Origin of the sequence: Sorangium sp. So ce117, assembly GCF_051524395.1 — a bacterium.
Taxonomy (GTDB): domain Bacteria; phylum Myxococcota_A; class Polyangia; order Polyangiales; family Polyangiaceae; genus Sorangium; species Sorangium cellulosum_B.
In genome coordinates this window covers 12,376,846-12,401,675 of record NZ_CP150309.1, presented here as the reverse complement: position 1 = coordinate 12,401,675, position 24,830 = coordinate 12,376,846, and the positions used below count along the sequence as shown (strand labels likewise).

Annotated in this window: 18 protein-coding genes; 8 read left to right on the top strand and 10 right to left on the bottom strand. The window is 72.3% G+C overall.

From position 1 onward, the window contains the following. The first annotated feature begins 6 nt into the window (after positions 1-6). Positions 7-1,788, top strand: a complete 1,782-nt coding sequence (locus tag WMF46_RS46530; protein ID WP_437983129.1) for a glycerol-3-phosphate dehydrogenase/oxidase — start codon at positions 7-9, stop codon at positions 1,786-1,788. Beyond that, entirely contained in the window at positions 1,767-3,014 is a 1,248-nt protein-coding gene (locus WMF46_RS46525) for an FAD-binding protein (protein WP_437983128.1), read from the top strand. The genes WMF46_RS46530 and WMF46_RS46525 overlap by 22 nt, the downstream gene beginning before the upstream one ends. A 45-nt stretch (positions 3,015-3,059) precedes the next feature. On the opposite strand, the gene WMF46_RS46520 is transcribed toward WMF46_RS46525, so the two are convergent. Beyond that, complete coding sequence (locus tag WMF46_RS46520; protein ID WP_437983127.1) at positions 3,060-4,397, bottom strand: S41 family peptidase; 1,338 nt, start codon at positions 4,395-4,397, stop codon at positions 3,060-3,062. Between the two features lie 391 nt (positions 4,398-4,788). Here WMF46_RS46520 and WMF46_RS46515 point away from each other — a divergent pair, with 391 nt between their 5' ends. From WMF46_RS46515 to rpsT, 4 genes are all read left to right on the top strand, one after another. Further along, positions 4,789-5,376 (top strand): RNA polymerase sigma factor, encoded by a 588-nt coding sequence (locus WMF46_RS46515; protein WP_437742958.1) that lies wholly within the window; start codon positions 4,789-4,791, stop codon positions 5,374-5,376. Next, entirely contained in the window at positions 5,373-6,878 is a 1,506-nt protein-coding gene (locus WMF46_RS46510) for a hypothetical protein (protein WP_437983126.1), read from the top strand. The genes WMF46_RS46515 and WMF46_RS46510 overlap by 4 nt, the downstream gene beginning before the upstream one ends. A 74-nt stretch (positions 6,879-6,952) precedes the next feature. After that, on the top strand, positions 6,953-7,141 hold the full coding sequence (locus WMF46_RS46505) for a hypothetical protein (RefSeq protein WP_044967265.1): 189 nt from the start codon (positions 6,953-6,955) through the stop codon (positions 7,139-7,141). 13 nt (positions 7,142-7,154) lie between these two features. Continuing rightward, on the top strand, positions 7,155-7,439 hold the full coding sequence (gene rpsT, locus WMF46_RS46500) for a 30S ribosomal protein S20 (protein WP_437983125.1): 285 nt from the start codon (positions 7,155-7,157) through the stop codon (positions 7,437-7,439). Between the two features lie 288 nt (positions 7,440-7,727). Here the strand turns inward: rpsT and polA are convergent, their stop codons facing one another. The 6 genes from polA to WMF46_RS46470 form a co-directional block, all read right to left on the bottom strand. Then, on the bottom strand, positions 7,728-10,430 hold the full coding sequence (gene polA / locus WMF46_RS46495) for a DNA polymerase I (RefSeq protein WP_437983124.1): 2,703 nt from the start codon (positions 10,428-10,430) through the stop codon (positions 7,728-7,730). Positions 10,431-10,463: 33 nt separating this feature from the next. Continuing rightward, positions 10,464-11,807 carry a carboxypeptidase regulatory-like domain-containing protein gene (locus WMF46_RS46490; RefSeq protein ID WP_437983123.1) on the bottom strand — a complete coding sequence of 448 codons (1,344 nt, stop codon included), beginning with the start codon at positions 11,805-11,807 and terminating at the stop codon, positions 10,464-10,466. Positions 11,808-11,826: 19 nt separating this feature from the next. Continuing rightward, positions 11,827-12,033, bottom strand: a complete 207-nt coding sequence (locus WMF46_RS46485; RefSeq protein WP_437713825.1) for a hypothetical protein — start codon at positions 12,031-12,033, stop codon at positions 11,827-11,829. Between the two features lie 82 nt (positions 12,034-12,115). Continuing rightward, positions 12,116-14,050 (bottom strand): S8 family serine peptidase, encoded by a 1,935-nt coding sequence (locus tag WMF46_RS46480; RefSeq protein WP_437983122.1) that lies wholly within the window; start codon positions 14,048-14,050, stop codon positions 12,116-12,118. Between the two features lie 473 nt (positions 14,051-14,523). Then, entirely contained in the window at positions 14,524-16,059 is a 1,536-nt protein-coding gene (locus tag WMF46_RS46475; RefSeq protein ID WP_437983121.1) for an aminopeptidase P family protein, read from the bottom strand. Between the two features lie 97 nt (positions 16,060-16,156). Then, complete coding sequence (locus tag WMF46_RS46470) at positions 16,157-16,897, bottom strand: SDR family oxidoreductase (RefSeq protein WP_437983120.1); 741 nt, start codon at positions 16,895-16,897, stop codon at positions 16,157-16,159. A gap of 129 nt (positions 16,898-17,026) precedes the next feature. Here WMF46_RS46470 and WMF46_RS46465 point away from each other — a divergent pair, with 129 nt between their 5' ends. Further along, positions 17,027-17,875: a hypothetical protein gene (locus WMF46_RS46465; protein WP_437983119.1), complete on the top strand. Its 849-nt coding sequence runs from the start codon at positions 17,027-17,029 to the stop codon at positions 17,873-17,875. Positions 17,876-17,909: 34 nt separating this feature from the next. Here the strand turns inward: WMF46_RS46465 and WMF46_RS46460 are convergent, their stop codons facing one another. The 3 genes from WMF46_RS46460 to WMF46_RS46450 form a co-directional block, all read right to left on the bottom strand. Beyond that, on the bottom strand, positions 17,910-18,455 hold the full coding sequence (locus tag WMF46_RS46460; RefSeq protein WP_437983118.1) for an HdeD family acid-resistance protein: 546 nt from the start codon (positions 18,453-18,455) through the stop codon (positions 17,910-17,912). A 252-nt stretch (positions 18,456-18,707) separates the two neighbouring features. After that, positions 18,708-20,054 carry a DUF1552 domain-containing protein gene (locus tag WMF46_RS46455; protein WP_437983117.1) on the bottom strand — a complete coding sequence of 449 codons (1,347 nt, stop codon included), beginning with the start codon at positions 20,052-20,054 and terminating at the stop codon, positions 18,708-18,710. 43 nt (positions 20,055-20,097) lie between these two features. Next, a complete protein-coding gene (locus WMF46_RS46450) occupies positions 20,098-21,798 on the bottom strand; it encodes a DUF1592 domain-containing protein (RefSeq protein WP_437983116.1) in 1,701 nt (566 codons plus the stop codon). Positions 21,799-22,526: 728 nt separating this feature from the next. Here WMF46_RS46450 and WMF46_RS46445 point away from each other — a divergent pair. Continuing rightward, positions 22,527-24,788 carry a bifunctional salicylyl-CoA 5-hydroxylase/oxidoreductase gene (locus WMF46_RS46445; protein ID WP_437983115.1) on the top strand — a complete coding sequence of 754 codons (2,262 nt, stop codon included), beginning with the start codon at positions 22,527-22,529 and terminating at the stop codon, positions 24,786-24,788. Positions 24,789-24,830 lie beyond the last annotated feature (42 nt).

Sequence of the window (24,830 nt, the reverse complement as noted above, 5' to 3'; positions counted from 1 at the left end):
CCGCAGGTGACGATCCTCCTCTCGAGCGCCGCAAGACCCGCTCGCCGCGCGGACACCGACGTGGACGTCGTGGTCATCGGCGGCGGCGTGAACGGCGTGGGGGTCGCGCGGGACGCTTCACAGCGGGGCCTGAGGGTCGCCCTCTTCGAGCGCAACGATCTCGCGTTCGGCGCGAGCGGCAACTCGAGCGGCATGATCCACGGCGGGCTCAGGTACCTGACCAGCGATCCGCAGGTGACCGAGAAATCGTGCCGCGACTCGGGCCACATCCAGGCGATCGCGCCGCACCTGCTCTTCCGGATCCCCTTCCTCGTCCCGTTCGAGAACGCGCGGCACGGGCGCCTCCTCTACCCGCTCGCGGACGCCTTCTTCGAGGCGTACGACAACTACCAGCCGCTCAAGCGCGGCAAGCCGCACGCGCGCCTCAAGCCCGACGAGCTCCGCCGGCTCGAGCCGGGGCTGCACGGCGACCTCGTGGGCGGCTTCAGCTTCGACGAGTGGGGGATCGACGGCGCGCGGCTCTGCGTCGCCAACGCCGTCGACGCGATCGAGCGCGGGGCCAAGGTCTACGTGGGGCACACGGTCGAGCGGATCGAGCGCCGCGAGGACACCGGCGAGGTCGTCGCCGTCCGTTACCGGGACCGCACGACGGGGGAAGGCGGGCGGCTCCGCACGAGCACTGTCGTGAACGCGACGGGCGCGTGGTCGCCGATCACATCGTCCCTCGCCGGCCTCCCCGCCGCGAGCTCGCGCGTGCGGCCCGGCAAGGGCGTGCACGTCGTGTTCGATCGGCGCCTCACCAATTACGCCATCATGGCGAGGACGATCGACGGCCGTCAGATCTTCCTCGAGCCGTGGGAGAACATGAGCGTCATCGGCACGACCGACGACGATTTTTACGGCGATCTCGATCAGGTCCGCGCGACGAGCGAGGAGGTCAGGTACCTGGTCCAGGGCATCGCCCGCGTGTTCCCTCAGATCCACGAGGCGCGCGCGATCGGCACGTTCGCGGGCGTGCGGCCCACGCTCTACGCGTTCGGGCCCACCGAGGACGCCCTCTCGCGCGAGCACCAGATCGTCGATCACGCGGCGCACGGCGCGCCGGGCCTCTACTCGATGATCGGCGGCAAGCTGGCCAGCTTCCGGCTCTTCGCCGAGGAGATGACCGACGTGCTCTCGCGGCGCTTCGACCTCGGCGCCCGCTGCGTGACGCACACGACCGCGCTGCCCGGCGGCGATCGCGCGGTGGACGCGCTCGCGCTCTCGCGGCGGATGGAGATCGACGCGGTGGCCGCCCGGCGGCTCGTGTACCGGCACGGCTCGCGCGCGCTCCGGATCGAGGAGCGCGTGCGACAGCGGCCGCGCGAGGCCGCGACGGTGTGCCCCTGCGAGCCCGTGATCGAGGCCGAGGTGCGTTATGTCCTCCGGCACGAGCTCGCCCGGAGCGTGGCCGACGTCGCGCGCCGAACGCGCCTCGGCCTGGGCGCGTGCGGCGGCATGCGCTGCGCGGCGCGGTGCGGGCAGATCGTGGCGCAGGAGCTCTCGCTCCCGCCGCGCGACGGGATGCGGCAGGCGGCGGCGTTCCTCTCGCGGCAGGCGGTGACGCGCGCGGTCGCGCTCGGCCCGGAGCAGGCGCGGCAGGAGGCCCTCGCGATCGCCAGCGTCCGGTCGGAGCTCGGCGCGCCCGCGGACGACGAGCCGGCGGCGGCGTGCGAGGACGCCGATCGTCGCGGGCAGCGCGCCGCGAGGGAGCCGGAGGAGAGGGCGTGGCGCGATCGATCCTCGTGATCGGCGCGGGCGTCGCCGGGCTCGCCGCCGCGTGGAGCGCGCGGCGGCGCGGGGCCCGGGTCATGGTGATCTCCGCGGGCGTCGGCGAGACGGCGCTCGCGGGCGGCGCGGTGGACGACGTGCCGTGGGAGCAGATCGAGCGGGCGTCGCGGCTGCTCGGCGGCGACCTGCCCGCGAGCGATCTCGCGCCGGCGGTGAAGCAGTTCGCGGCGGAGCTCGGCCTGTGGGAGCTGCCGCAGGCGGCGGGCGTGCGCCTCGCGACCGTCGCGGGGCGGATCCGCCCCGCCCGCGGCAGGGATCGCGCGCTGCTCGACCTCGGCCCGCTCCGCCGCACGCGCGTCCTCGTCCCGCGCGTGGCGCGCGCCGCGTGGGACGCGGACGCGCTCGCGGAGGCGCTCACGGACGAGCCGTTCGCCCGGGCGCGGGGGCTCCGCTTCCTGCCGGTCGACGCGCCGGTCCTGCGCTTCGACGACGAGCGGCACATCGCCGACGGCGATCTCGCGGCCCGGCACGACGACCCGGCGCGGCTCTCCTGGCTCCTCGATCGGCTCCGCCTGGCGCTCGAGGGCGCGGGCGGCGCGGGGGCGATCCTGCTCGGCCCGTGGCTCGGCGCGAGCGCTCCGCGGGCCGAGGCGCTCGCGGCCCGCCTCGGCGTCCCGGTGGGCGAGGCGCTGATGGGCGCCGGCTCGCCGGCGGGGCTGCGCTTCGAGGCGGCGCGCGACGCGCTGCTCGCGACGATCGGGGCGGCTCAGCGCCACGGCCGCGTGCGCGCGGTGGGCGGCGGGCACCCGGGACCAGGGGCGCCCGACGAAGGCGTCACGATCCACGTCGAGGGGGAGGACATGCCGCTCGCGGCGGACGGGGTGATCCTGGCGATCGGCGGCCTCGCCGGCGGCGGGATCGCGTACACGCCGCCCGAGAGCGGCGCCGGCGCCGATTTCCCGGCGCGCGGCGCCGCGCCGTTCGCGCTCTCGATCGCGGCGCCCGTCACGATGGGCGACGATCGCGGCGCGTTCGGCGTGGTGAGCTCCATGCAAGGCCCGGAGCTCGACGTCGTCGCGTGGCCCCGCGGCGAGCGCCCGGGCGCGCTGGAGGCGGTGGGGGTGCGGTGCGAGGGCGTCCGCGCCGCACCCGGGATCCTGGCGGCCGGGGCGACCATCGCTGGGAGGGCGCGCACCGTGCTCGACGCGGTGACGACCGGGCTCCGCGCCGGCGCCGAGGCCTGACCCGCGTCGAGCGGCGCCCTGCGCAGGTCGCTCGACGCGCGATCGTCAGCGCTGGCGGACCGCGGGGATGGCGCGGAGGAGCTGCTGGTACCCGACGGCGAGCGCGAAGTCGGTCCCGCGGGTGGGATCGGAGGGCATGTCGCCCTCGGGGCCGACCGCCGCGGCCGTCTCGGCGCGCTTCTCCACGAGCACGGCCTTCGGCGAACGGTCGCCGATCGCCCCTTCGGCGGGGAGGTGTCCATCGAGGTCCTGCTCGCGGAGGATGGCGGCCGGGACCTGCTGCGCCGCGCTCTCGATGACGACATCCGGCCGGATGCCCTGGGCCTGGATCGAGCGCCCGTTCGGCGTGTAGTAGCGCATCGTCGTGAGCCTCACCCCGGCGCCGCCGGGCAGCTCGTAGATGGTCTGCACCGATCCCTTGCCGAAGGTCCTCGCGCCGACGAGCACGGCGCGCCCGCTGTCCTGCAGGGCGCCCGCGACGAGCTCGGCGGCGCTCGCGGAGTACTCGTTCACGAGCGCGACGATGGGCAGCGAGGCGAACGCGCCGCCGTCGTGCGCCTTGGCCTCGTCGACGACCTGGTTGCGCTGGCGCGTCGAGTAGATCGTCCCCGAGGAGAGGAGCTCGTCGGCCACGGCCTCCGCCTCGTTGACGAGGCCTCCGGGGTTGTTGCGCAGGTCCAGGATGACGCCGGCCAGCGGCGCCTTCGATGCGGCGCGCAGCTTCGCCGCGGCGCGGAGCATCTCTTCGTGGGTGCCGTCCTGGAACTGCTTCACGCGGACGTACGCGATGTCCCGGTCGAGGCGCTTCGCCGCGATGCTCGTGACGTGGATCTGCTCCCGCGTGAGGTCGAACGCGAGGGGCTCCGGCACGCCCTGCCGGCGGATCGTGAGCTTCACCCGGGAGCCGGGCGCCCCGCGCATGATCTTCACGAGCTTGTCGAGGCGCTCGCCGCGGACGGGGCGGCCGTCGATCGCGAGGATCTGATCGCCGGAGCGGATGCCCGCCCGCGCCGCCGGCGAGCCCTCGATCGGCGCGATGACGGTGATGTTGTCGTCCTTGGCGTCGACCTCGATGCCGACGCCGCCGAACGTCCCCCCCGTCTCTTCCTGGAACTGGGCGAACTCCGAGGAGTTCATGTACGCCGAGTGCGGGTCGAGCTCCGCGACCATCCCCTTGATGGCGCCGTCGAGGATCTTGCTGCGCTGCGCCGGCTCGACGTAGTTGTTCTCCACGAGCACAAGCACGCGCGCGAGCTGCTCGAGCGGAGCGTAGGGGCTCTGCGCCTGCGTGCTCGCGCCCGCGAGGTGGGAAGTCGCCGCTCCTCCTGCGAAGGCCGCAGCGATGAGCCCCAGGGTGCGCATCCAGCTCGAGAAGCGTTGCATCCGCCGACCATAGCAGCGGTGCGGGCGGCGGCGCGGTGCGCCGGCGACGGCCGCGCTCGTTCACACGTCTGCGCGGCGCGCGGTGGGCCGGGCGGCGGGGCACCGCGCAGGCTTTTCGATGTGCCAGCGCGGGCGTATCGCCCGCCAGTCGACGAGATCACCAGGGCGCCCAAGCTCCGGGCGCATGGTTTGTCCTAAGAGGAGTGTTCGGCTATCTTCGCGCGCCTGAACGTGGAACTTGCCTCCTCATCGCCCGGCTTCGCGTTCGCGAAGCGGGGCTCGCCGCGAGGGGCTTCTCTCGCCGAGACGGTCGGGGGCCGTCGCGAGGAGGTGTCCGCGGCTGCGCTGTCGTCCGTGCGCGGGAGACAACTCGCACCCCGAGGCGGCTAGGATGGCCAAACCCACCGATCGTGAGCTCGTCGATCAAGCCCGGAGCGGAGATGCCCAGGCGTTCGGGGTGCTGGTTCGTCGATATCAGAAGCGCATCTTCCGGCTGGCGTTCCACCTTGTCCGCTCGGGCGCGGAGGCAGAGGACGTGACGCAGGAGACCTTCGTCCGGGCCTACCAGGCGCTCGACCGGTTTGACGGCCGGAGCGAACCGTTCACCTGGCTCTACCGGATCGCCGTGAACCTCTCGCTCAACATGATCCGGGCCCGCAAGCCGAGCAAGAACTCGACCCCCGCGGACGATCCGCGGATCGAGGCGCTGCTGCTCGAGACGCGCCCGAGCCACGGCGGCGATCCGGCCGCGTCGACCCAGCGGCGCGAGCTCGCGGCCGCGCTCTGCGACGGCATCGACGCGCTCTCGGACACGCTGCGGACGACGCTCATCCTCGTGTGTATCGACGGCGTGCCCCACGAGGACGCCTCCAGGATCCTGGGTTGTCCGGAAGGAACAGTCGCCTGGCGCGTCCACGAGGCGCGCCGCAAGCTCCGTGCATACCTCGCGGAGCGCGGTTTCGGAGGGGACGCCGAATGAACGTCACCAACAAGCTCGACCTCGACGGGATGCTCAACGATTGGCCTGCCCCCGCGCCCTCGACGAACGACGAGGAGGCGTGGGAGACGCGGGCCGCTCACATCGTCGAGGCCGCCATCTCCCGGCGCTCGGAGGACACCGCGGCGGCAGCCGATCTCCTCGCCCCCCCCGACCTCATCGCAGCGCCAGGCGAGGAGCAGACGGAGGACCCTTCGCGCGAAGCACGCGCATCAGGAGAACGCAGCACCATGGGGGACGGATCACAAGCAGCCAGGGCCTCGAAGCCTGAGAGCCAGTCGGGTGGCACCTTGTCGCGGCCGCCGGAGAAGAGACGCCAGTCGCTGAAGGAGATCGCCGAGCGGGTCAGCCAGGCGCCGGGTCGCGCGAGCGGTATGCCTGCGATGAGCGGCTCTGCGCTCTCGACGCCGCTGCCGGCTTCGGGACGCAGCTCGGCGCCGCCAGGGCGTGTGTCCCCGCTGCCGGGGCGCGGCTCGCTCTCCGGCGGCGCCCGCACGTCGTCGCCGTCCCTGCGGCCGGCGGAGGGGGTGCCCGAGGACTCCGGGGTCATCGATCTGAACCGGCTCAACGCGTCGGCGTCCTCGGAGGTGGAGGCCTCCGAAACGGCGCGGCCCGGCGCGGCGGATCGGTTCGGGGACGCGAAGGCGGCAGCGGCGATGCCGGTGGCGGCGTGCCGCGCCCCGTCCGCGCCCGTGGCCTCGGCTCCAGCGAAGAAGCGATCCGGCGGGATGATCGCCGGCGTGGCCGTCGCGGCCCTGGGGCTGGCCGCGGCGGTCACCGTCATGGTGAAGACGACGGCTCCGCCGCAGCCGGAGATCGCGGCGACTGCGGCGCCCGCGCCGACCACCGTCGCGGCGCCCGCCGCACCGCGTGGCGCGACGCCGGTCGAGCCGGTTGCTCCGGTCGCCGCGGCGCCGAAGGAGACCGTTGAGGTCGAGCAGCCCGTGCAAGCGGAGGAGAAGCTCGCCGCGGCGCCCAGGGCGCCAGCCGCCCCCGTCGGCGGCGGCGCTCCTGCGCCGACGGCCGTCGAGGCGCCGGCCGCGCCTGTCGCGTCGCCGAAGCCCGAGCAGGGAAAGACGGCGGCTGCGCCGGCGGCGGCTGGCAAGCCGGGGGACCTCCCCTCGGCCATGCAGGCGGCCGTGGGCGACAATGCGGAGCGACAGCCGTCGGTCGTCTCGGAGGCGCCGGTGCCGGCGTCGGGTCCGCTCCGGCAGCAGAACATCCCCGAGCAGCCGTCGCAGGGCTCGGTGCAGGCCGCGCTCGGCTCGGTCATGGGCGGCGCCAAGGCGTGCGTCGCGGGCGCGGACGACGTGTCGCGCGCGCAGATCACGTTCTCGTCGACGGGCCAGGTGAGCAAGGTCAGCGTCAGCGGGTGGGCGGCGTCGAACGGCCAGTCGAGCTGCGTGCAGTCCGCGCTCAAGGGCGCCAACGTCGGTCCTTTCTCCAAGCCGTTTTTCTCGGTCAGCGCGACGATCCGACCCTAGCCAGGGGCGCCCCGCGGAGGGCAGCAAACCTCCGGGTTGACACAGCCCCCCCTGTGGGTAGAATGCGCGCCCCCATGGTTTCCGCGACTCAGCAAACCCAGCGCATCCGCCGGCGCAAGGCGCGCACGGCGGGTACCCGCCGCAAGCGCTTCGAGCGCGCACACGGCACCCCCGCGTTCCCGATCCATCCGGCGGGTTACGACCAGAACGCGCCGGACGCCCTGCGCGCTGCCACGCCCGCCGAGGCGCAGGCGAAGAAGTAGGAGAGCTTTTCTCATGGCCAATCACGCATCTGCCGACAAGCGCAACCGCCAGCGCATCACGAGGACCGCGCGCAATCGCGCCATCAAGTCGGAGCTCCGCACGACCGTCAAGAAGGCGCGCACCGCGCTGAAGGGCGTGTCGCAAGAGTCCGCTGCGCCGGTGAGCGCCGCGGTGAGCGCGCTCGATCGTGCCGCGTCGAAGGGGACGATCCCCGCCAAGCGCGCGTCGCGCGTGAAGAGCCGCCTCGCCCTCGCCCTTCACAAGGCGAGCGTCGCTGCCAAGACCGCCGCGAGCTGAGAACAACCCTTCTGCACGTACGTCCCGCTCACCGCAAGGTGAAGCGGGCGTCGTCGTTTTGTCTCCCCGGAACGCCGTAGGCCCCCGTTGCCGTAGCCCTTCGCCGCCGCCGTCACAGCCCCGGAGAGCGCGTCTCTTGTCCGCCCCTCTCCACCCCATGACGCCAGCGGCGGGCACCCGCACAGGAGACGGGTCCAGCTCGGCGTTTTCGGCGCAGAAGCGTACTCCGGTACGCTGAGCACCGAAAACGCCGAGATGGGCCCGTATCCGCAGCGGGTGCCCGCCCCTTCAATGAGCGTCGGCCCAGGTGAGGCCGTGACCTACATCGACGACGAGCGGGACGTCGAGCGGGAAGACCGACTCCATGGCCTCCCGCACCTTCGCCTTGGCCTCGTCCACGGCCCCGGTCGGCACCTCGAACGCGAGCTCGTCGTGCACCGTGAGCACCATGCGCGCGCCGGGGACGACGGGGCGCGGGACGCGCACCATCGCGAGCTTCAGGAGATCCGCCGCCGTCCCCTGGATGGGGGTGTTCTGCGCGATGCGCTCCGCCTGAGCGCGGCGCATGCGGTCGCTGCTGCGCAGATCCGGGAGCAAGCGGCGCCGGCCGAGCAGCGTCCGCACCGACTCGGAGCGCTTCGCCTCGGCCATCGTCCCCTCCATGAACTCGTGCACGCCGCGGTAGCGCGCGAAGTAGGCGTCGATGAAGCGCGCCGCCTCCGCCCGCGAGATGTCGAGCCGCTTGGCGAGCGCCGACTCGCCCATGCCGTAGATCACGCCGAAGTTGATCGTCTTGCTCCGGCGGCGCATCTCGGCGGTGACCCCTGCCTGATCCACGCCGAAGATCTCCATGGCCGTGCGCACGTGCACATCCTGCCCGGTGCGGAAGGCGTCGACGAGCACCGGGTCCTTCGAGAGGTGCGCGAGGACGCGCAGCTCGATCTGGGAGTAGTCGGCGCTCACGATCACGCTCCCGGGTGGCGCGACGAACGCGCGCCGGATCATCCGGCCGAGCTCCGTGCGGATCGGGATGTTCTGAAGGTTCGGGTCCTGCGACGAGAGCCGCCCGGTCGCGGCCACGGCCTGGCCCCAGCGCGTGTGGATCCGGCCCGTGCCCGGGTGCACGAGGCGCGGCAGCGCGTCGACGTACGTGCCCTTGAGCTTGGCGATGGCGCGGTGCTCGAGGACCACCCCGGGGAACGGGTGCTCCTCCGAGAGCGCCTCGAGCACGTCGGCGTCGGTCGAGCGGCCGGTCTTCGTCTTGCGCTGGGAGCGCAGCTTGAGCTCGTCGAACAGGACCGCCTCGAGCTGCTTCGGCGACGCCAGGTTGATGTCGTGCCCCACGATCTCGCGCGCCTTCTCCTCCAGCGCGGCGAGCTCGGTCGTCATCTGCGCGCCGAGCTGCGCGAGCGCCTTCGGGTCGACGAGGACGCCCGTGAGCTCCATCTCCGAGAGCACGGCGGAGAGGGGCAGCTCGATCTGCACGAGCAGGTCCTCGAGCTTCTCGGCGCGGAGCCGCGGGCGCAGCCGGTCGGTGAGCGAGAGCGCGACGTCGGCGAACGCGGCCCCGTAGCTCGACGCCTCGCCGAGCTCGATCTCGTCGAGGCCGCGCTGCGCCTGACCGCGGCGCTTCGGGGCCACCTCGTCGAGGGTCTGCATCTTGGCGCCGAGCTCGCGCTCGGCGAGCTCGTGGAGCTGGTTCTTCCCCTCGGGATCGAGCAGGTAGCTCGCCAGCATCGTGTCGAACGAGACGCCCACGAGCCCGATGCGGTGCCGCAGGAGGATCACCTCGCAGAACTTGACGTCGTGGCCGACCTTCGGGAGCTCGGGGTCGGCGAGCAGCGGGCCGATCACCGCGTCGATGTCGCTCATCGAGAGCTGGGCCGGCGCGCCGAGGTAGCGGTGGCCCAGCGGGACGTACACGGCTTGCCCCGGCTCGCAGGCGAGCGCGACGCCGCAGACGTGGGCGCTCATCGGCTCGCGGCTCGTCGCGAGCACCTCGAGGGCGAGGCGGCCCGCCGCGCGCGCCGATCTGGCGAAGGCCTCGAGCTCCTCGCGCGTCGTCAGGACCCGGTAGGTCGCCGCGCGCGCGGTCGGCTCGGGCGCTCGGACCGCCTTCAGGAAGCGCGAGAAGCCGAGCTCGGTGAAGAGCTCGCGGAGCCTGCCGGTGTCCGCGCCGCCGTAGCGCAGCGTCTCGAGGTCGAGCGACACGGGCGCGCTGCCGTCGAGCGTCACGAGCTTCTGCGAGAGGCGCGCGTCGGCCTCGTTCTGCTGGAGCGACTCCCGGATGCGAGGCTTCTTGACCTCGCCGATGCGCTCGTAGATCGCCGACAGCGAGCCGAACTGCGCGAGCAGCTCGGCGGCCGTCTTGAGGCCCACGCCGGGGACGCCGGGGACGTTGTCCGAGGTGTCGCCGACGAGCGCGAGCAGGTCGCGCACCTGCTCCGGCGGCACTCCGAACTTCGCGACGACCTCGGGGTGCCCGTAGACCTTGTCGCGCATCGCGTCCCAGAGCATCACCTGCTCGCCGTCGACGAGCTGCATCAGATCCTTGTCGCTCGACGCGATGACGACGCGCAGCCCCCGCTCCTTGGCCCGCGCGACGGCGACGGCGACGAGATCGTCCGCCTCGAGCCCCTCCTGGATGAAGATCGGGATGCGGTACGCCTCGACGATCTCCCGGCACCGGCTCATCTGCACCCCGAGATCGGGCGGCGGCGGCGGCCGGTGCGCCTTGTAGCGGGGGTCGAGCTCGTCGCGGAACGTCTTGCCCGGCGAGTCCATCGCCACGCCCAGGTACGCGGGCTTCCGCTCCTCCACGAGCTTCGTGAGCATCGCGACGGTGCCGTACGTCGCGTGGGTCGGCTCGCCGCTCGGGCTCGAGAGCGGGCTGATCGCGTGGTAGGCGCGGAAGACGTAGCCCGACAGGTCGACGAGGTAGAGGACGTCCGGAGCTCCGGCCGGGGGAAGCGCGGTAGGGCGCGTGGACATGGACCGACCCTTAGCACCTCGGCGCGCGGCCGTTCACCGAACCACGACGTCGCGCCGTATCGTCACGTCGAGGGTGCGCCCTTCCCGCTCCACGCCGACGGAGACGACCGTACCCGCCGGGCCGCGGAGGCGCTGGATGCAGTCGGCGAGCTCCAGCTCCGTCGTGGGCCGGCCGTCGATGCGGGCGATGACGTCGCCCGCCAGGAGCCCGGCGGACGCCGCAGGCCCTCCCTCGACGACGCCTGCGATGATCACGCGCCCCGAGGAGAGCGAGAGCATCGCGCCGATGCCCGTGAGCTCCTCGCGCGCCCCGCCGTCGTCCAGCTGGCGGAGCTCGACGTCGACGCGCGTCGACTGCGCACCGCGCGCGTCGAGGCCGGACACGATCTTGGCCATGTACTGCTGGTGGCGCACGCGCACCGAGAACGGGCCGCTGGCCGGCACCCCTTCGAGCTCGTAGTCGCCGTTCGCGTCGGTGAGCGCGAGCGAGATCGCGTTCGCGCCCGACGAGGTCGCGGAGTCGAGCTCGACCTGGGCCTCGACGACCGGCGCGCGCGACGCGGCGTCGACGACCCTGCCCCTCAGCGTCGCGCCCTGCGCCAGCACGATGCGCACGCGTTCGGCGGCGCGGCCCGCCGCGACGTCGACGGGCCGGCTCCGCGCAGGCGGGCGTCCGGCCGAGCTCGCCGTCAGCACGTAGCGGCCCGGGGCGAGCGCGTCCCACCGGAAGGCGCCGCCCGGATCCGACACCTTGCGCGCGCGGCCGTTCACGCCCGCGTGCGCGCCGGACCCGGCCGGCGTGAACGACTCGATCGCCAGGAGGTACGCCTCGACGGGCCTGCCCGATGGATCCACGACCTCGCCCACGATCGCGCCCGCGGCGAGCAGGCGAAGGACGTTGTCGCGGCCCGCGGCGACGCGCGTGGGCTCGGCGTCGCCGTACGGAGGCTGCGCGGCGGTGGCGGTACAACCGTCGGCCTCGGCCGGCAGCTCGAAGCGCCCCTCGGCGTCGGCGCTCGCAGAGTTGCCCGGCGGTTCGCGGCAGCTGACCACGGCGCCGGCGCTGGGGTGGCCCTCCGGATCCAACACGACGCCGCGGACCGGCCCCACGCTCGCGGCCGTGACCTCGCGTGGCGGCGGTAGGGGCGCTGGCGGCGCGGACGGTGCCGGCTGCGCCTCGACCTCGCGCGGCGCCGTGAGCTCCGGCTGCGGTGGAGAGAGCAGCGCGGCGGCCGCCTCGCGCCGGACCGGCATCACGGGGCTGGGGCGCGGCAGGAGCAGCCAGACGAGGAGCGGCATGACCAGCAGCGCGACGGAGAACAGCGCAGCGGAGAGCCAGGCCCTCCGCTGCGCGCCTGCCGTCCGGATGTCCGCCATGCCATCCTCCGCCGCCGGTTTACCGGCCGGCGTCGGCCTCGTCCGCCGAGCCTTCGCCCGCGCCTTGAGGGGCCGCGCTCGAGTTGGCCGGCCCGTCCGGCGACGCCTCGTCCGTGGGGCCGAGCGCGGGGCCCCGTGGCTCGGCGGGCCACGGCGTCTCGCTGGAGGAGCCGCCGCACGCCCCGAGGAGCAGCATGAAAGGTAGGAGCAAGGTGCCGGACCGCATCGCCGGCATCCTAGCTCGTTTTTGCAGGGTGGTCATGACGGCCGGGCGCACCGGCCATGGAGCGAGCGCGGCAGGCGCCGGCTCAGCGCGTGGACAGGTTCGTCCGGGCGATCCAGAGGCAGGCCGCGGCGTTGACCGCGCACCACACGACGAGGGCCATCCGGCCGAAGGGACCGGCGGCCTCGCCGAGCAGGACGACCGAGGTGAGGTAGGCCGCCGTGCCGACGGCGAAGCCCGCGATCGCCGGCCGCAGCCGCTTCACGCCGAAGAAGAGCGCCGTGAGGCCGAGCGGGACGAGCGCGTTGGCGAGCGGCAGCCAGCGGTGGACCGACGCGCCGATCAGCAGGTCGAGGTCGGCGATCGGCCGGGCCAGCACGTCGACGGCGAGCTCCACGCGCGGCAGGAGCCACGGCGCGAAGAAGAGCAGCCCCGGCCCCGCCGCGAGCGCTGGGAGGAGGAAGCTCGCCCGCCACGGGCTCGCGGCGGTCGCGTCCTTCTTGCGGGCGCGGCGCGCGACCCAGGTCGCGAGCACCAGCAGCGCGAGCAGCCGCACGACGATGTGGCTCTGCGTCACGCGCACGACCGAGCTCGCGGCGTCGAGGATGCCGGCCCCGTAGAGGAGCTTGCCGCCGTCGGAGTCGTCGACGACGCGCGCGCCTGCGCGGAGCGCGTCCTCGACCGCGCGCGGGTCGGTCACGCCGAGGCTCACGAGCAGCGCCGCCGCGCCGGCCACGTGGGGCGCGGCCATCGAGGTGCCGCTGTACGCGTAGAAATTCTGGCACTTGTCGCGCCCGCGGTTGCAGATGGTCTGCTGGGTGACGTTCACCCCGGGCGCGGCGACGTCGACGCCCTGGCCGCGCGAGGAGAACCGCGCGATCTTGTCGTTCACGTCGGTGGCGCTCACGCCGATGACGCCATCGGAGGCGCCGGGGAACTGCACGCGCCCGCCGGTGTTGCCGGCCGCCGCGACGACGACCGCGCCGCGCGCGACCGCGTCGTCGATCGCGCTCTGGAGCACCTTGGAGTTGCGGGGGCCGCCGAGGCTCAGGTTGATGACCTGGGCGCCGTGCTCGGCCGCCCACCGGATGCCGTCGGCCACGTCGGCTGTCGTGCCCCAGCCGCTCTCGTTCAGCACCTTGACCGGCATGAGCCGCGCGTGGAACGCGAGCCCCACGGCGCCGAGGCCGTTGTTGGTCGATTGCGCGATCGTCCCGGCGACGTGCGTGCCGTGCCCCTGGTCGTCGTTCGCGTGGTTCGTCTTGGTGACGAAGTTCCATCCCTCCACGCACTCGGTCGAGGCCAGGTCGGTTCCCTTGGTGAAGGGCCCGTGGTCCTCGCACGCGATGCCCGTATCGACCACGGCGACGGTGACGCCGCGGCCGGAGGCGAAGTCCCACGCGCGCTCGGCGCCCACGCGCGCCATGTGCCACTGGTCCTTCATCAGCGGATCGTTCGCGACGAACGAGGCGCGCACCCAGGCGAGCGGCTCCGCCGCCTCCACGCGCGGATCGCGCGCGAGCCGCTCCAGCGTCGCGCTGACCGGCCCGTCCACCGTGGCGATCTGGATCCTGGTCTGTGACGTGAGCGCCGTCGGAAGCACGCGCAGCGAGAAGTCGCTCACGAGGTCCGCGAGCGAGGCGTCGTCGAGGTCGTCGCGCGCGTCGACGACGATCTGCCCTGGGATGTCGTAGCTGGTCTCGTCGAGCTCGGAGGCCAAGCCGTGCAGCGGCTCGCCCGCGGTCGCGACCGGTTCGATCAGAAGGTCCGAGCCGCGCAGCGACGGGCCGGCGTCGACGGGCAGCGCAGGGTTGACGTACCCAGGGAGGCGAGGCTCGAGCATCCCCGGCGAGCGCGCCGCGAGGACGGCCCCGGCGCCTTGGCTGTCCGTCCCATCGTCGGCCCTGACCGCGCCCGACACGGCGACCAGCGCGGTCGCAGCGAGCAGCGACGTCGCGAGCGCGCGTCCGGTTCGGAGATTTGCGGTCCCTGGCCAACGCAGAAGGCGAGACGTGTGCATGCGGGTCTCCTCATCGCCAGGGTAGCGCCGCCGCCCGCGAGCAGCCATCGCTCCAGCATCCTCACGCCGCGCTCATTGCGTCCGTGCGCCAGCCCCCCTCGCGCCCCTCGCCGTGTCCCGATGGCATCAACCGCCAACCGCAACCACGGACTTCCTGGAACACCGCCCCATCCCCTCAAGGCCGAGCTCGACTGCCCGGGCTCCCGACCACCGCTCCCCCCGGCAGAGCCGCCGGTGGAGGGTGGGGCCGCGCGGGAGGGCGGCGGGGGTGGGCCCCACAAACCCGAGCGCCGGCCCGCATCGAAGCGAGTCGCCCCCGACCCCACCCTCCTGTGTGGCAACAGCCCCCCAAAAGGCGCGAGTTTGTGGGGGGACCCCCGCCGCCCTCCCGCGCGGCCCCACCCTCCACCGGCGGCCCCCGCGTCTGGTCGCGCCCGCCTTCTCGTGGACCGTTCCCCCGCCCGCCGTTCAGCTCACTTCGGCGTGGCCCAGAGTCCCGCCATCCACGCTTCCACGTCGCTCACGGACCTCGGGATATCGCTCGACAGGTTCTGATACCCCGTCTCCGTGACGAGGATATCGTCCTCGATGCGCACCCCGATCCCGCGGTACCTGGCCGGGACGGTCTCGTCATCGAGCTGGAAATAAAGCCCCGGCTCGACCGTGAGCACCATGCCCGCCTTGAGCTTGCCGAACTTGTAGACCTGCTGCCGCGCCTGCGCGCAGTCGTGCACGTCGAGGCCCAGCATGTGGCTCACGTTGTGGAGCGAATACCGGCGGTAGAGCTGCCTGTCTTCCTTGAGCGCCTCCTCGGCGGAGACGTGGAGGATGCCGAGCCGCTCGAGCCCCCGGGCGAGCACCCGCATCGCCGCCCGGTTCGGCTCCATGAAGTCGTTGCCCGGCTTCACCTCGCGGATCGCCGCCTCCTGCGCCTCGAGCACGACCTCGTAGATCTCGCGCTGCTCTTTGGAGAACTTCCCGTTGATCGGCAGGGTCCGGGTGATGTCGGCCGTGTAGAGCGCGTTGCCCTCGACGCCGGCGTCGACCAGGAGGAGCTTGCCCGGCTCCAGCGCGCCGTCGTTCCTCGTCCAGTGCAGGATGCACGCGTGGTGGCCCGACGCGGCGATGGTCCCGTAGCCGACGTCATTGCCCTCGACCCGCGCACGCAGGTTGAAGGTGCCCTCCACCTCTCGCTCGCTCCGCGCGCGGGGGAGCGCGCGGATGACGTCCTCGAAGCCCCGCTTCGTCGACGCGACCACCGCCTCGAGCTCCTGCACCTCGAGGTCGTCCTTGAGGAGGCGCATCTCCGAGAGCGCCTCGCCGAGCTGCTTGTCGCGATCGTGCCGGGCGAGGAGCTTGTCGACGCGCTCGGACATGCCGCGGAGCACGCGGTGCGGGCGCGTCACCGTGCCGACGAGGCCGCTCAGGTACGCGTCCAGCTCGGGGAGCCCGCGGCACTCGTCGACGCCGAAGTGCGCGCGGCTCTGCTCGACGCCGAGGCGGGGGCCGACCCAGAGCTCGCCCTTGGCGCGATCGGTGAAGAACGTCTTGTCGCTGCGTCCGGGGTTCGGCTCGACGAAGAGGATGTCCCGGTGCCCGCCCCCCTCCTGCGGCTGCAGCACGAGCACGCAGTCAGGCTCGAGGTTGCCCGTCAGGTAGAAGAAGTCCGAGCCCGGGCGAAAGCGGTAGTGCGTGTCGTTGGCGCGCACCTTCTCGTGCCCGGTGGGGATGATGAGCGTCTCCGCCGGGAAGAGCTTCGACAGGGCGCGGCGGCGGGCAGCGAACACGTCCGCGTGCGCGATCGCCTGCGGGAGCTCGCCGGACGCCGGCGTCCAGCGCTCCAGCATGAACGCGACAAGCGCCTCCGGCAGCGACGAGTCATGGCTCGCCGGCTTGACCTCGGCGCCGGGAGCCGCAGCCGCGGGCGCCTCGGCCGGGCCGCCGGCGGGCGCGCTGTGGGCAGGATCTGCCTGGAGGGGGGCGGCGCTGGTCTCGGGCGTGTGGCTCATGAGGCTCGAACTATGGGTCGATCAGGTGAGGTCGTTCAAGCCAAAGCGCGCGCCCGTTCACGCTGGGGCGGATCGACCCGAGCGAGAAGGCGGCGCGTCACGCGACCGAGACGCCGCCGTCGACCGCGAGGATCTGGCCGGTGATGAAGTCGTTTTCAGCAAGGAACACCACGGCGCGGGCGACGTCTTCCGCCTCGCCGATCCGCTGGAGCGGGATGCGCTCGCGGAGGCGAGCGAGCGTGGCCTCGTCGTAGGAGGACGGCGGCAGCACCGTCCCGGGTGAGACGCCGTTCACGCGCACCTCCGGCGCCAGCCCCACGGCGAGGCCGCGGACCAGGTGCGCGAGCGCGGCCTTCGACACGGAATACGGGATGTAATTTTTCCAGGGGCGCTCGGCGCTCACGCACACCATCGCGACGACGCTGCCACGGCAGGCGCGGAGCGCCGGGGCGAGCTCGAGCGTGAGCAGGTACGGCGCGGTCGCGTTGAGCGCCATGGCGCGATCCCACGCGTCGGCGGAGAGCTCGGCCGGCGGGACCCGATCGAAGTTTGCCGCGTTGTGGACCAGCACGTCGAGCCGGCCAGACGACCAGTCGAGCACCGCGCGGGCGAGCGCGGCGAGCGACCCCCGGTCGTGGAGGTCCGCCTGGAACGCGGCGGCGCGGCGGCCGAGGGAGCGCGCCTCGTCGACGACGACCTCCGCGCCGGCGGCGCTCGTGGCGTAGTGGACGGCCAGGTCGGCGCCTGCGGCCGCGAGCGCGCGGGCCGTCGCGGCGCCGAGGCGGGTGCCGGCGCCGGTCACGAGGGCGATACGGCCGGTCAGGGGAGCATGGGGCATGGGGAGCTGTGTAGTCGATGCGGGGCCCCGCGCGTCGAGTCGGTGGACGTCGCGACGTCGCGACGTCGCGACATCGCGCGCCGCCGTTTTTTTCGCCCGCGCCGCGCGCCATGGCACGCTGGACCGGCTTTGCCGACGCCTCCGACACGCCGAGCAGCCGCACAGGAACGCTCCCTGGAGCCGCCGCGCCGCCTGCGCGCCCTCGCCGCGGCGCTGCTGTGCGCGGCTGGATGCAGGGAGCGGATCGAGTCGATCGATCTGCCCAGCATCGGCCTGCCGGGCCTCGATCCGCCCGGCGCGAGCGCCCCCGCGGCGCCTGCGAGCGCCGCGCCGCGGGCCCCGAGCGCGCCGCGCGCCGCCGGGACAGCGAGCGCCGCGCCGCGCGCCGCCGCGCCGGCGACCCGACCCGAGTGCGACGAGCTGCCGTCGGAGGAAGAGGAGCGGCGCGCGCAGCTGCCGCCCCTGACGGCGCTCGGGAAGGCCGTGCCCACGGAGCCGTGGGCCCCGCCGCCGTACGAGGTGCTCCCGGGGGTGACACTCCCGGCGAAGATCGCCGCGAAGGTCGAGCAGATCGACCAGGGCTACGCGCGACGCACGCGCGAGCACCTCGTGATCACGAGCGGGACACGCGACGCGAACCGCCAGGCCAGGGCGATGTTCACGAAGCTCAGGCTCGGCGAGGACCTCCTCCAGCTCTACCGCAACAAGGCGGCGGTCCAGGAGATCAAGAAGGCTTATCAGGCGAACTCCCGCAAGCCGCCGGAGCAGGTGGTGGCCGCCATGGAAGCCGTGATCCAGGACCAGATCGACCGGGGGATCTACGTCTCCGCGCACCTGCGCAAAGGCGCCGTCGACGTGCGCAACAGGACCATGTCGCCCAAGGAAAAGCGCGCGTTCCTCGAGAGCACCGCGGAGGTTGGGGGCGTCCTGGTGCTCGAGGAGACGACGCCCGCGCACTACCACCTGCAGATCGATTGACGGGCGCGCTCCGTTCCATGGCGCCCCCCGGGCGTCAGGGCATGCGCAGCGGCGCGACCAGGCTCGGCACGCGGCGCAGGCGCATCGAGAGCCCGATGAGCATCGCCCCCTCGGCGATCGCGAACGCTCCGATGAACCAGACGAGCGCCAGCACGCCGGCCGCCGGGAGCGCCACCATCATGACGCCGAAGATCAAGAAGGCGGCGCCGCTCAGCCCGAGCCAGATCTCGTTGGCGATCACGTGCCGGAGCTTCACCGCGCTGACGATCTTGAAGATGCCCATCACGATGGCCCACGCAGCGACCACGCCGTAGAGCGTGAGCGCGGTGATCATGGGCCGCCAGAACGTCAGCACCGCGATCCCGACGCCGAAGATGCCCTCGACCACGGAATACACGCCGCCGCGGCCGCTGATCGCGGACGCGAACGCGGCGCAGCCGTCGAACAACGCCCACACGCCGAACAGCAGCACGAGCGTGGCGAGCGATGGGATCGGCCACACGAAGAACAAGATCCCGAACAGGATCCCGACCACGCCCCTCAGGGCCAGCAGCCACCAATACCGTCCCAGCGATTCCATGCCTCACCCCCTTCTCTGGCATCCACGTCGCTCACATCCGGCGGACGCGCGCGGCCTGAGCGCACGGCGCGTCCGCCGCTCGCGCGCGGAGCGCTGTGCCGCTCATGCCCGCACGGCGTCACACTGCCCGGGCTGGATGCACGTCCCTTGCCCGACCGCGGCGAGCGAGCTGCTCAGCAGCCGCGAGCAGGCGGGCCCATCGAAGATCGAGCGCTGGTAGGTGTCACGCGCAGGCCTCGCGGCGCGCGAGGCTCACAGGCCGGCGATAGGCCCGCCCGCCGGGTCGCCGTACTCCGACAGCTCGACGCCGAAGTAGTTGATGATGGAGCAATGGAGCGCGCCGGTCGGGGGCTTGCTGGCCTTGATGGCGCGGCCTGTCTGGAACCCCCCCACGTGGCCGGCGAGCATGATGGGCATGTTGGTCCGACCGTGGGAGTCTCCGTCGCCGTTCTCTGACGTGTAGAGCACGAGCGACTCGTCGAGCAGGTTGCCTGTCGCCGTCTGGGCGGCCTTCATCGCGTTGAGCAGGTAGGCGAAGCGGCGCACCTTGAACCGCGAGGTCTGGACGACGCGGGCGTTCGCGATGCGCATCGCCTCCGCCTGCGGCAGCCCGTCGAGATCGGTCGCGCGGTCCCGATCGCCGAGCTTGTGCGAGATGAAGTGATCGCTCCAGTCCCCCACGCCGTCGGGCAGATCGTACCCGGCGAAGTCGAGGCCCCAGCTGTTCGAGTACTGCAGGACGAGGACCCGCGTCAGGTCGCAGGTGAGGGCGAGGAGCCCGAGATCGATCATCTGCTTGAACTTGCCGTGCAAGCTCTGCCCCTTCGTGGGCGCGCCGGGGACGGCGCAGCCCGACTGCGTCGTGGACTGGATCTGCTTCTCCAGCTCGAACACCGACTCGAGGTGCTGCTCCACGCGCGCCCGGTCCGCCGCGCCGAGGCGCAGGTTCAGGCGCCTCGCGTCCTCTCGCACCCAGTCGAGGACGCTGGCGCGGCGCCGCCGGATGTCGTCCATCTCCTCGCTGGGGCTGCCCATGTTGCTGAAGAGCGTGTCGAACACCTTCACCGGATCGCGGAAGGCATCCTCGACCTGACCGCCGTCCCGGAACGAGATGAAGCCCTGGGTGACCGCCGTGTCGCCCGTGGGGGACAGGTTGAGGCTGCGGAACGGGGTCTCGGCCGCGATGTGGTTGGCGAGGTACTGGTCGAGCGTGGCCTTGCGCGGGACGGCCGTCCCGCCGCCGTCGGTGTGGGCGCACAGCGCCATGGCCGGACTGTGAATGTCGGAGCAGATCCCCTGGTGGTCGACGCCGGACACCATGGTGACGTCACGCCAGATCGCGTCCCCCGCCGGCCACTCGCGCTCGGCGTCGAAGCCGTTCATGTCGACGAGGCACGGCGGCAGCCCCTCCGCCGAGAGCGGCCCCTCCGTCTTCGGGTGCCACGCCCCGGGATCCGTGCCGTTCGGGACGAAGAACGCCACGAAGCGCTTCGGATCCGCCGGCGCAGCGCTGGCGCGCTGGGGCCGCATCACGTCGAGGAACGGCAGGGCGACCGCGACACCCGCCCCGCGGAGCAGAGCTCTTCTCGAGATCTTCACTGGCGACACTCCTCTTCCGTCGGTCGAACCGTGTGCGAGCACATCACTCTGGCGCCCTCCGCAGCCGGAACTCCGGCGAGCGCACGATGGCGGTCAGGAAGGAGCGGAACCGGTTGCCGTCCTGCGTGAAGCTCCCCGCGGAGGCGTCGATCGCGCAGCGGTCCTCGGCCGCCGGCTCGCGCCCCTGGGTGTAGATGAACAGCTTCTCCGCGACGCAGGCGGCCAGATCGGGGCTTCGCCGCAGCTCCGCCGCCAGGGCAGCGAGCGAGTCGAACGACCCGTTGGCGGCGCCTTCCAGGCGCGGCTCCAGCCCGAACTCGTCGATACCGATGCTCCCATCGTACTTCCCCAGCTTGTCGTACTGGGCGAAGCCGACGCCGATGGGATCGATGAGCGCATGGCAGCCAGCGCACCCTTCCTGGGTGTTGCGCTTCTCAAGGACCTCGAGATAGGTCAGGCCCGAGAGCTCGCTCTCCAGCTGCTCGAGGAGCCCCGCGGGGATCGAGATCTTCTCGCAGAGGAAGGCCGCCCGGAGCCACTGGCCGCGCACGGCGATGAGATCGCCGTCGTTCTTGGCGCTGATGAGGCTCGCGTGCGTGAGCAGCCCCGTGTTCGCCCGGTGGTGGCCGGCCGGGAACTCCACGCGGCTCACGCCGTCCCCCGGCACCTCGAGGCCGTAGAACTTGCCGAGCGCCGGGGTGACATACGTGTGGTTCGCCGTGAGCGCGTCGAAGAAGTCGATGTCTGGAGTGAACGCGTGCTCGCCGAGGACGAGCTCGCTCTCGGCGATCATGTCCTCGAGCAGGGCGGGCGTGAACGACGCGTCCGGGTTGACCGGCGCGCGGAGCTGCTCGAAGGTCAGCCACTGCTTGAAGAAAGCGTTGAAGAAGACCTGCGTCCGCTCGTCTTCGACCATCTCCTCCGCGACCGCGCGGAGGCCCTCGTCGCTGTCGAGCTCGCCGGACTCTGCCCGCTCGAGCAGCGCTGCGCTCGGGGACCGGCCCCACAGCGTGAACGACAGCCGCGACGCGAGCTCGAGCGGCGTCAAGGTCGATGTCTCCGAGCCGGCCGCACCGACCTCGATCCTGAACAGGAAGCTGGGCGAGGTCAGCAGCGCCTCGATGACGAAGCGGAACGCGTCCTCCCTGTCCCGCGCGACCTCGCTCGCCCGCGCGACCAGATCGCTCGCCTCCTCGGCCGAGAGCGGCCTTCGATACGCCAGCTTGCCGAAGCGCTGCACGAAGCGATCGAGGCAATCGTCGGCCTGCGGCTCGCAGCCGAGCACCGCTGTCCGGCGCGCCTCGTCCGCCATGAGCTCCTGCCCGAGCGTCTCCGCGATCGCCAGGTAGGCGCGCAGGTGCTGATCCGACACGTTCTGGAGGGCGGCGATCGTCCGGAAGCCGCCCTGGCCGGTGTCCTCCGGGATGCTGTCCACGGCGGGCGGCTCGTCGAGCTGGAACAGGTCCTGAAGCGTCAGCTGGACCTCGACCCTGGACAGACGGCGCAGCACGCCGGGGCTCGTTCGGGCCTCTCTGCAGTCGTACGCGGCCGGCTTCCCGGTGGCCGGATCGATGGGCCTGTCGTCGTTGGAGCTGCCCGAGCTGCCCGGGCTCCCATCGCCGAGCTGCCCGGTGCAGGCAGCCGCCGTCAGGCCGGCGAGCCCCATCGCGAACATGCCCGCCGCGATGGAACGGCGGAGGAACGGTACCGATCGATCGGTGTCGGGCGGCGCTGTCTTGATCATGGAGTGACCAGCCGTTCGGGTGGAATTCACCTGGCCCATGCCGAGGCGTGTCCCGGCGATGAGCCGCGACATGGCTAAGGAGAATATTTGAAGCAGAGCGGTACGTGCGCCCCGGCGTCACCTCGGGGCTCGTTCTACATTCCCGACGATCGCTCTTCTGATCCCGGCTTACCCTACTTCCGCCCGCCGACCAACCCCTTCGTCGGTCGCCTGGAGGCGCTCATGCAGAGGCATGCAGGGCGGAAGATGCATTCCCTCGAATTTTCCGGAGAAATTGAACAGGGAGACGGGGAGGCGGGGAGAAAAAAAATCCCACCGATCTCCCTCCCCGTCTCCTCGTCTCCCTGTTCAATTTTCCGCCCCCAAATGCCAATCCATGAGGCATGAGGGGAATTGTCAGATGAAGCGGACCGATCTGCTCCAGCGCGCCGAATTCGCCCTCTGGCCGTCGGGCCCGACACCGATGCTCGCAGCGCTCTCGGAGTCGCCATGAGATCGGGTGGGGTGGTCATCTCTGATAACTGCGCCGCCGGGCGCCTGTGCGAGCCGGGTGACGGCGCGGACTGCCGCGCTCGATCGCGCGATGATGCGAACCAGCTCTTGCGAGTCCCGGAAATCCCGTTCTTCGATCCTGTCCAACCTTGATTTCCACCGGAGCGGCGCTGTACCTCGGCGTTCTCGTGTAGGCTCCGGCGCGGGCGCAGACGCGGGAGCAGAGGAGCAGGGCGTTGAGGATCACATGCGTGGGCGGCGGGCCGGCGGGCCTCTATTTCGCCCTCCTGGCGAAGCAGGCAGACCCCCGGCGCGAGGTCGTCGTGGTCGAGCGGAATCGGCCCGATGACACCTTCGGCTTCGGGGTCGTGTTCTCGGACGCGACGCTCGACGGCCTCGCCGACGCGGATCGCCCGAGCTACGACGCGATCCGGAGCAGCCTCGCCCACTGGGACGAGCTCCACGCGCACTTCGGCGGGCGCGTCCTCGTTTCGAGGGGGCACGGCTTCAGCGGCCTCTCGCGCCGGAAGCTGCTCGCGATCCTGGGGGACCGGGCGCGCGAGCTCGGCGTCGTCCTGCGCTTCGAGGAAGAGGTGACGGACCCGGCAGAGGCCGCCGCCGAGAGCGATCTGGTCGTCGCGGCCGACGGGGTGAACAGCCGGATCCGCGAGCAATTCGCCGACCGGTTCGGGCCGCGCATCGACGTCCGCCCGAACCGGTTCGTGTGGCTCGGCACGACGTTCCCGTTCGACGCCTTCACCTTCTACTTCGAGGAGAACCGCCACGGCCTCTTCCGGGTCCACGCGTACCGCTACGAGCCGCAGCGCTCGACCTTCATCGTCGAATGCCGGGAGGAGACCTTCCGGCGCGCGGGCCTCGATCGCGCCGGCGAGGACGAGACGATCGCGTACTTCGAGGAGCTCTTCGCCGAAAAGCTCCAGGGACACCGGCTGCTGAAGAACCGGAGCGTCTGGCGGAGCTTCCCCACGGTGCACAACGAGCGCTGGAGCGCGGGCAACGTGGTGCTGCTCGGGGACGCCGCGCACACGGCGCACTTCTCGATCGGCTCGGGGACGAAGCTCGCGCTCGAGGACGCCATCGCGCTCGTCGACAGCCTCCAGCGACACCGGGGCGTGCCCGAGGCGCTCGCCGCCTACGAGGCGGAGCGCAAGCCCAAGGTGCTCGCGCTCCAGCGGGCCGCGCAGGTGAGCCTGCTGTGGTTCGAGAACACCGAGCGCTACATGGCGCTCGACCCGGTGGAGTTCATGTTCAGCCTGCTGACGCGGAGCCTGCGGGTGACGCACGAGGGACTGAAGGCGCGCGACCCGGCGTTCGTGCGCGAGATCGACGCGCACGTGGCGCGCAAGGCGGAAGCGCAGGCGGGGGCGCGCCTCCTCGCCGGGGATGGGGCGCCGCCGCCGCCGATGTTCACGCCGTTCCGGCTGCGATCGCTCGTGCTGGAGAACCGGGTCGTTGTGTCGCCCATGTGCCAGTACTCGGCCGAGGACGGGCAGATCGACGACTGGCACCTCGTCCACCTCGGCAGCCGGGCGCTCGGAGGCGCAGGGCTCGTCATCACGGAGATGACCGACGTCAGCCCGGAAGCGCGCATCACGCCGGGCTGCGCGGGGCTCTATCGCCCCGACCACGTCGAGGGGTGGCGGCGCGTCGTCGATTTCGTCCACGCGCGCTCCCGGGCCAAGATCGGCGTCCAGCTGGCCCACGCCGGGCGCAAGGGCGCGACGAAGCTGCTCTGGGAGGGCATGGATGTGCCGCTCGAGCGCGGCGCCTGGCCGCTGCTCAGCGCCTCCGCCATCCCGTACCTGACGGAGAGCCAGGTCCCGAAGGCGATGGATCGCGGGGACATGGACCAGGTGACCTCGGATTTCGTGCAGGCGGCGAGGCGGGCGGACGAGGCCGGGTTCGACCTGATCGAGCTGCACTGCGCGCACGGCTACCTGCTCGCGAGCTTCATCTCGCCGCTCACGAACAGGCGCGATGACGCGTACGGCGGTCCGATCGAGAACCGGATGCGCTACCCGCTGGAGGTGTTCGACGCGGTGCGGGCCGCGTGGCCGGCGGAGAAGCCCATGAGCGTGCGCATCTCCGCCACCGACTGGGCGCCGGGCGGGCTCACGACGGACGATCTGATCGCGCTCTCGACGATGCTGCGAGAGCACGGCGCCGACATCATCCACGTCTCGGCAGGACAGACGGACCCGTCCAGCAAACCGGAGCACGGCCGGCTGTTCCAGACGCCGCTCTCGGAGCTCGTGCGGCTGGAAGCCAACGTGCCGACGATCACGGTGGGCAACATCCAGAGCTACGCGGACGTGAACAGCATCGTCGCGGCCGGGAGAGCCGACCTGTGCGCGCTCGCGCGGGCGCACCTCTATGACCCGTACTGGACCCGGCACGCCGCCGCGGAGCAGGGCTTCGACATCGACTGGCCACCTCAGTACAGGTCGGTCGAGAGATACACGCTCCGCATGCGGTGACCCTGCGCGGGGCGAGGGAGAGGCCTGTCCCGCCCGGGCCGC

Excerpts from the sequence above, each read along its gene's own strand:
- WMF46_RS46515 (WP_437742958.1), top strand. The coding sequence starts at position 4,789 with ATGGCCAAACCCACCGATCGTGAGCTCGTCGATCAAGCCCGGAGCGGA.
- WMF46_RS46480 (WP_437983122.1), bottom strand. The coding sequence starts at position 14,050 with ATGCACACGTCTCGCCTTCTGCGTTGGCCAGGGACCGCAAATCTCCGA.
- WMF46_RS46485 (WP_437713825.1), bottom strand. The coding sequence starts at position 12,033 with ATGCGGTCCGGCACCTTGCTCCTACCTTTCATGCTGCTCCTCGGGGCG.
- WMF46_RS46505 (WP_044967265.1), top strand. The coding sequence starts at position 6,953 with ATGGTTTCCGCGACTCAGCAAACCCAGCGCATCCGCCGGCGCAAGGCG.
- WMF46_RS46460 (WP_437983118.1), bottom strand. The coding sequence starts at position 18,455 with ATGGAATCGCTGGGACGGTATTGGTGGCTGCTGGCCCTGAGGGGCGTG.
- WMF46_RS46470 (WP_437983120.1), bottom strand. The coding sequence starts at position 16,897 with ATGCCCCATGCTCCCCTGACCGGCCGTATCGCCCTCGTGACCGGCGCC.
- rpsT (WP_437983125.1), top strand. The coding sequence starts at position 7,155 with ATGGCCAATCACGCATCTGCCGACAAGCGCAACCGCCAGCGCATCACG.
- WMF46_RS46450 (WP_437983116.1), bottom strand. The coding sequence starts at position 21,798 with ATGATCAAGACAGCGCCGCCCGACACCGATCGATCGGTACCGTTCCTC.
- WMF46_RS46490 (WP_437983123.1), bottom strand. The coding sequence starts at position 11,807 with ATGGCGGACATCCGGACGGCAGGCGCGCAGCGGAGGGCCTGGCTCTCC.
- WMF46_RS46520 (WP_437983127.1), bottom strand. The coding sequence starts at position 4,397 with ATGCAACGCTTCTCGAGCTGGATGCGCACCCTGGGGCTCATCGCTGCG.
- WMF46_RS46510 (WP_437983126.1), top strand. The coding sequence starts at position 5,373 with ATGAACGTCACCAACAAGCTCGACCTCGACGGGATGCTCAACGATTGG.
- WMF46_RS46475 (WP_437983121.1), bottom strand. The coding sequence starts at position 16,059 with ATGAGCCACACGCCCGAGACCAGCGCCGCCCCCCTCCAGGCAGATCCT.
- polA (WP_437983124.1), bottom strand. The coding sequence starts at position 10,430 with ATGTCCACGCGCCCTACCGCGCTTCCCCCGGCCGGAGCTCCGGACGTC.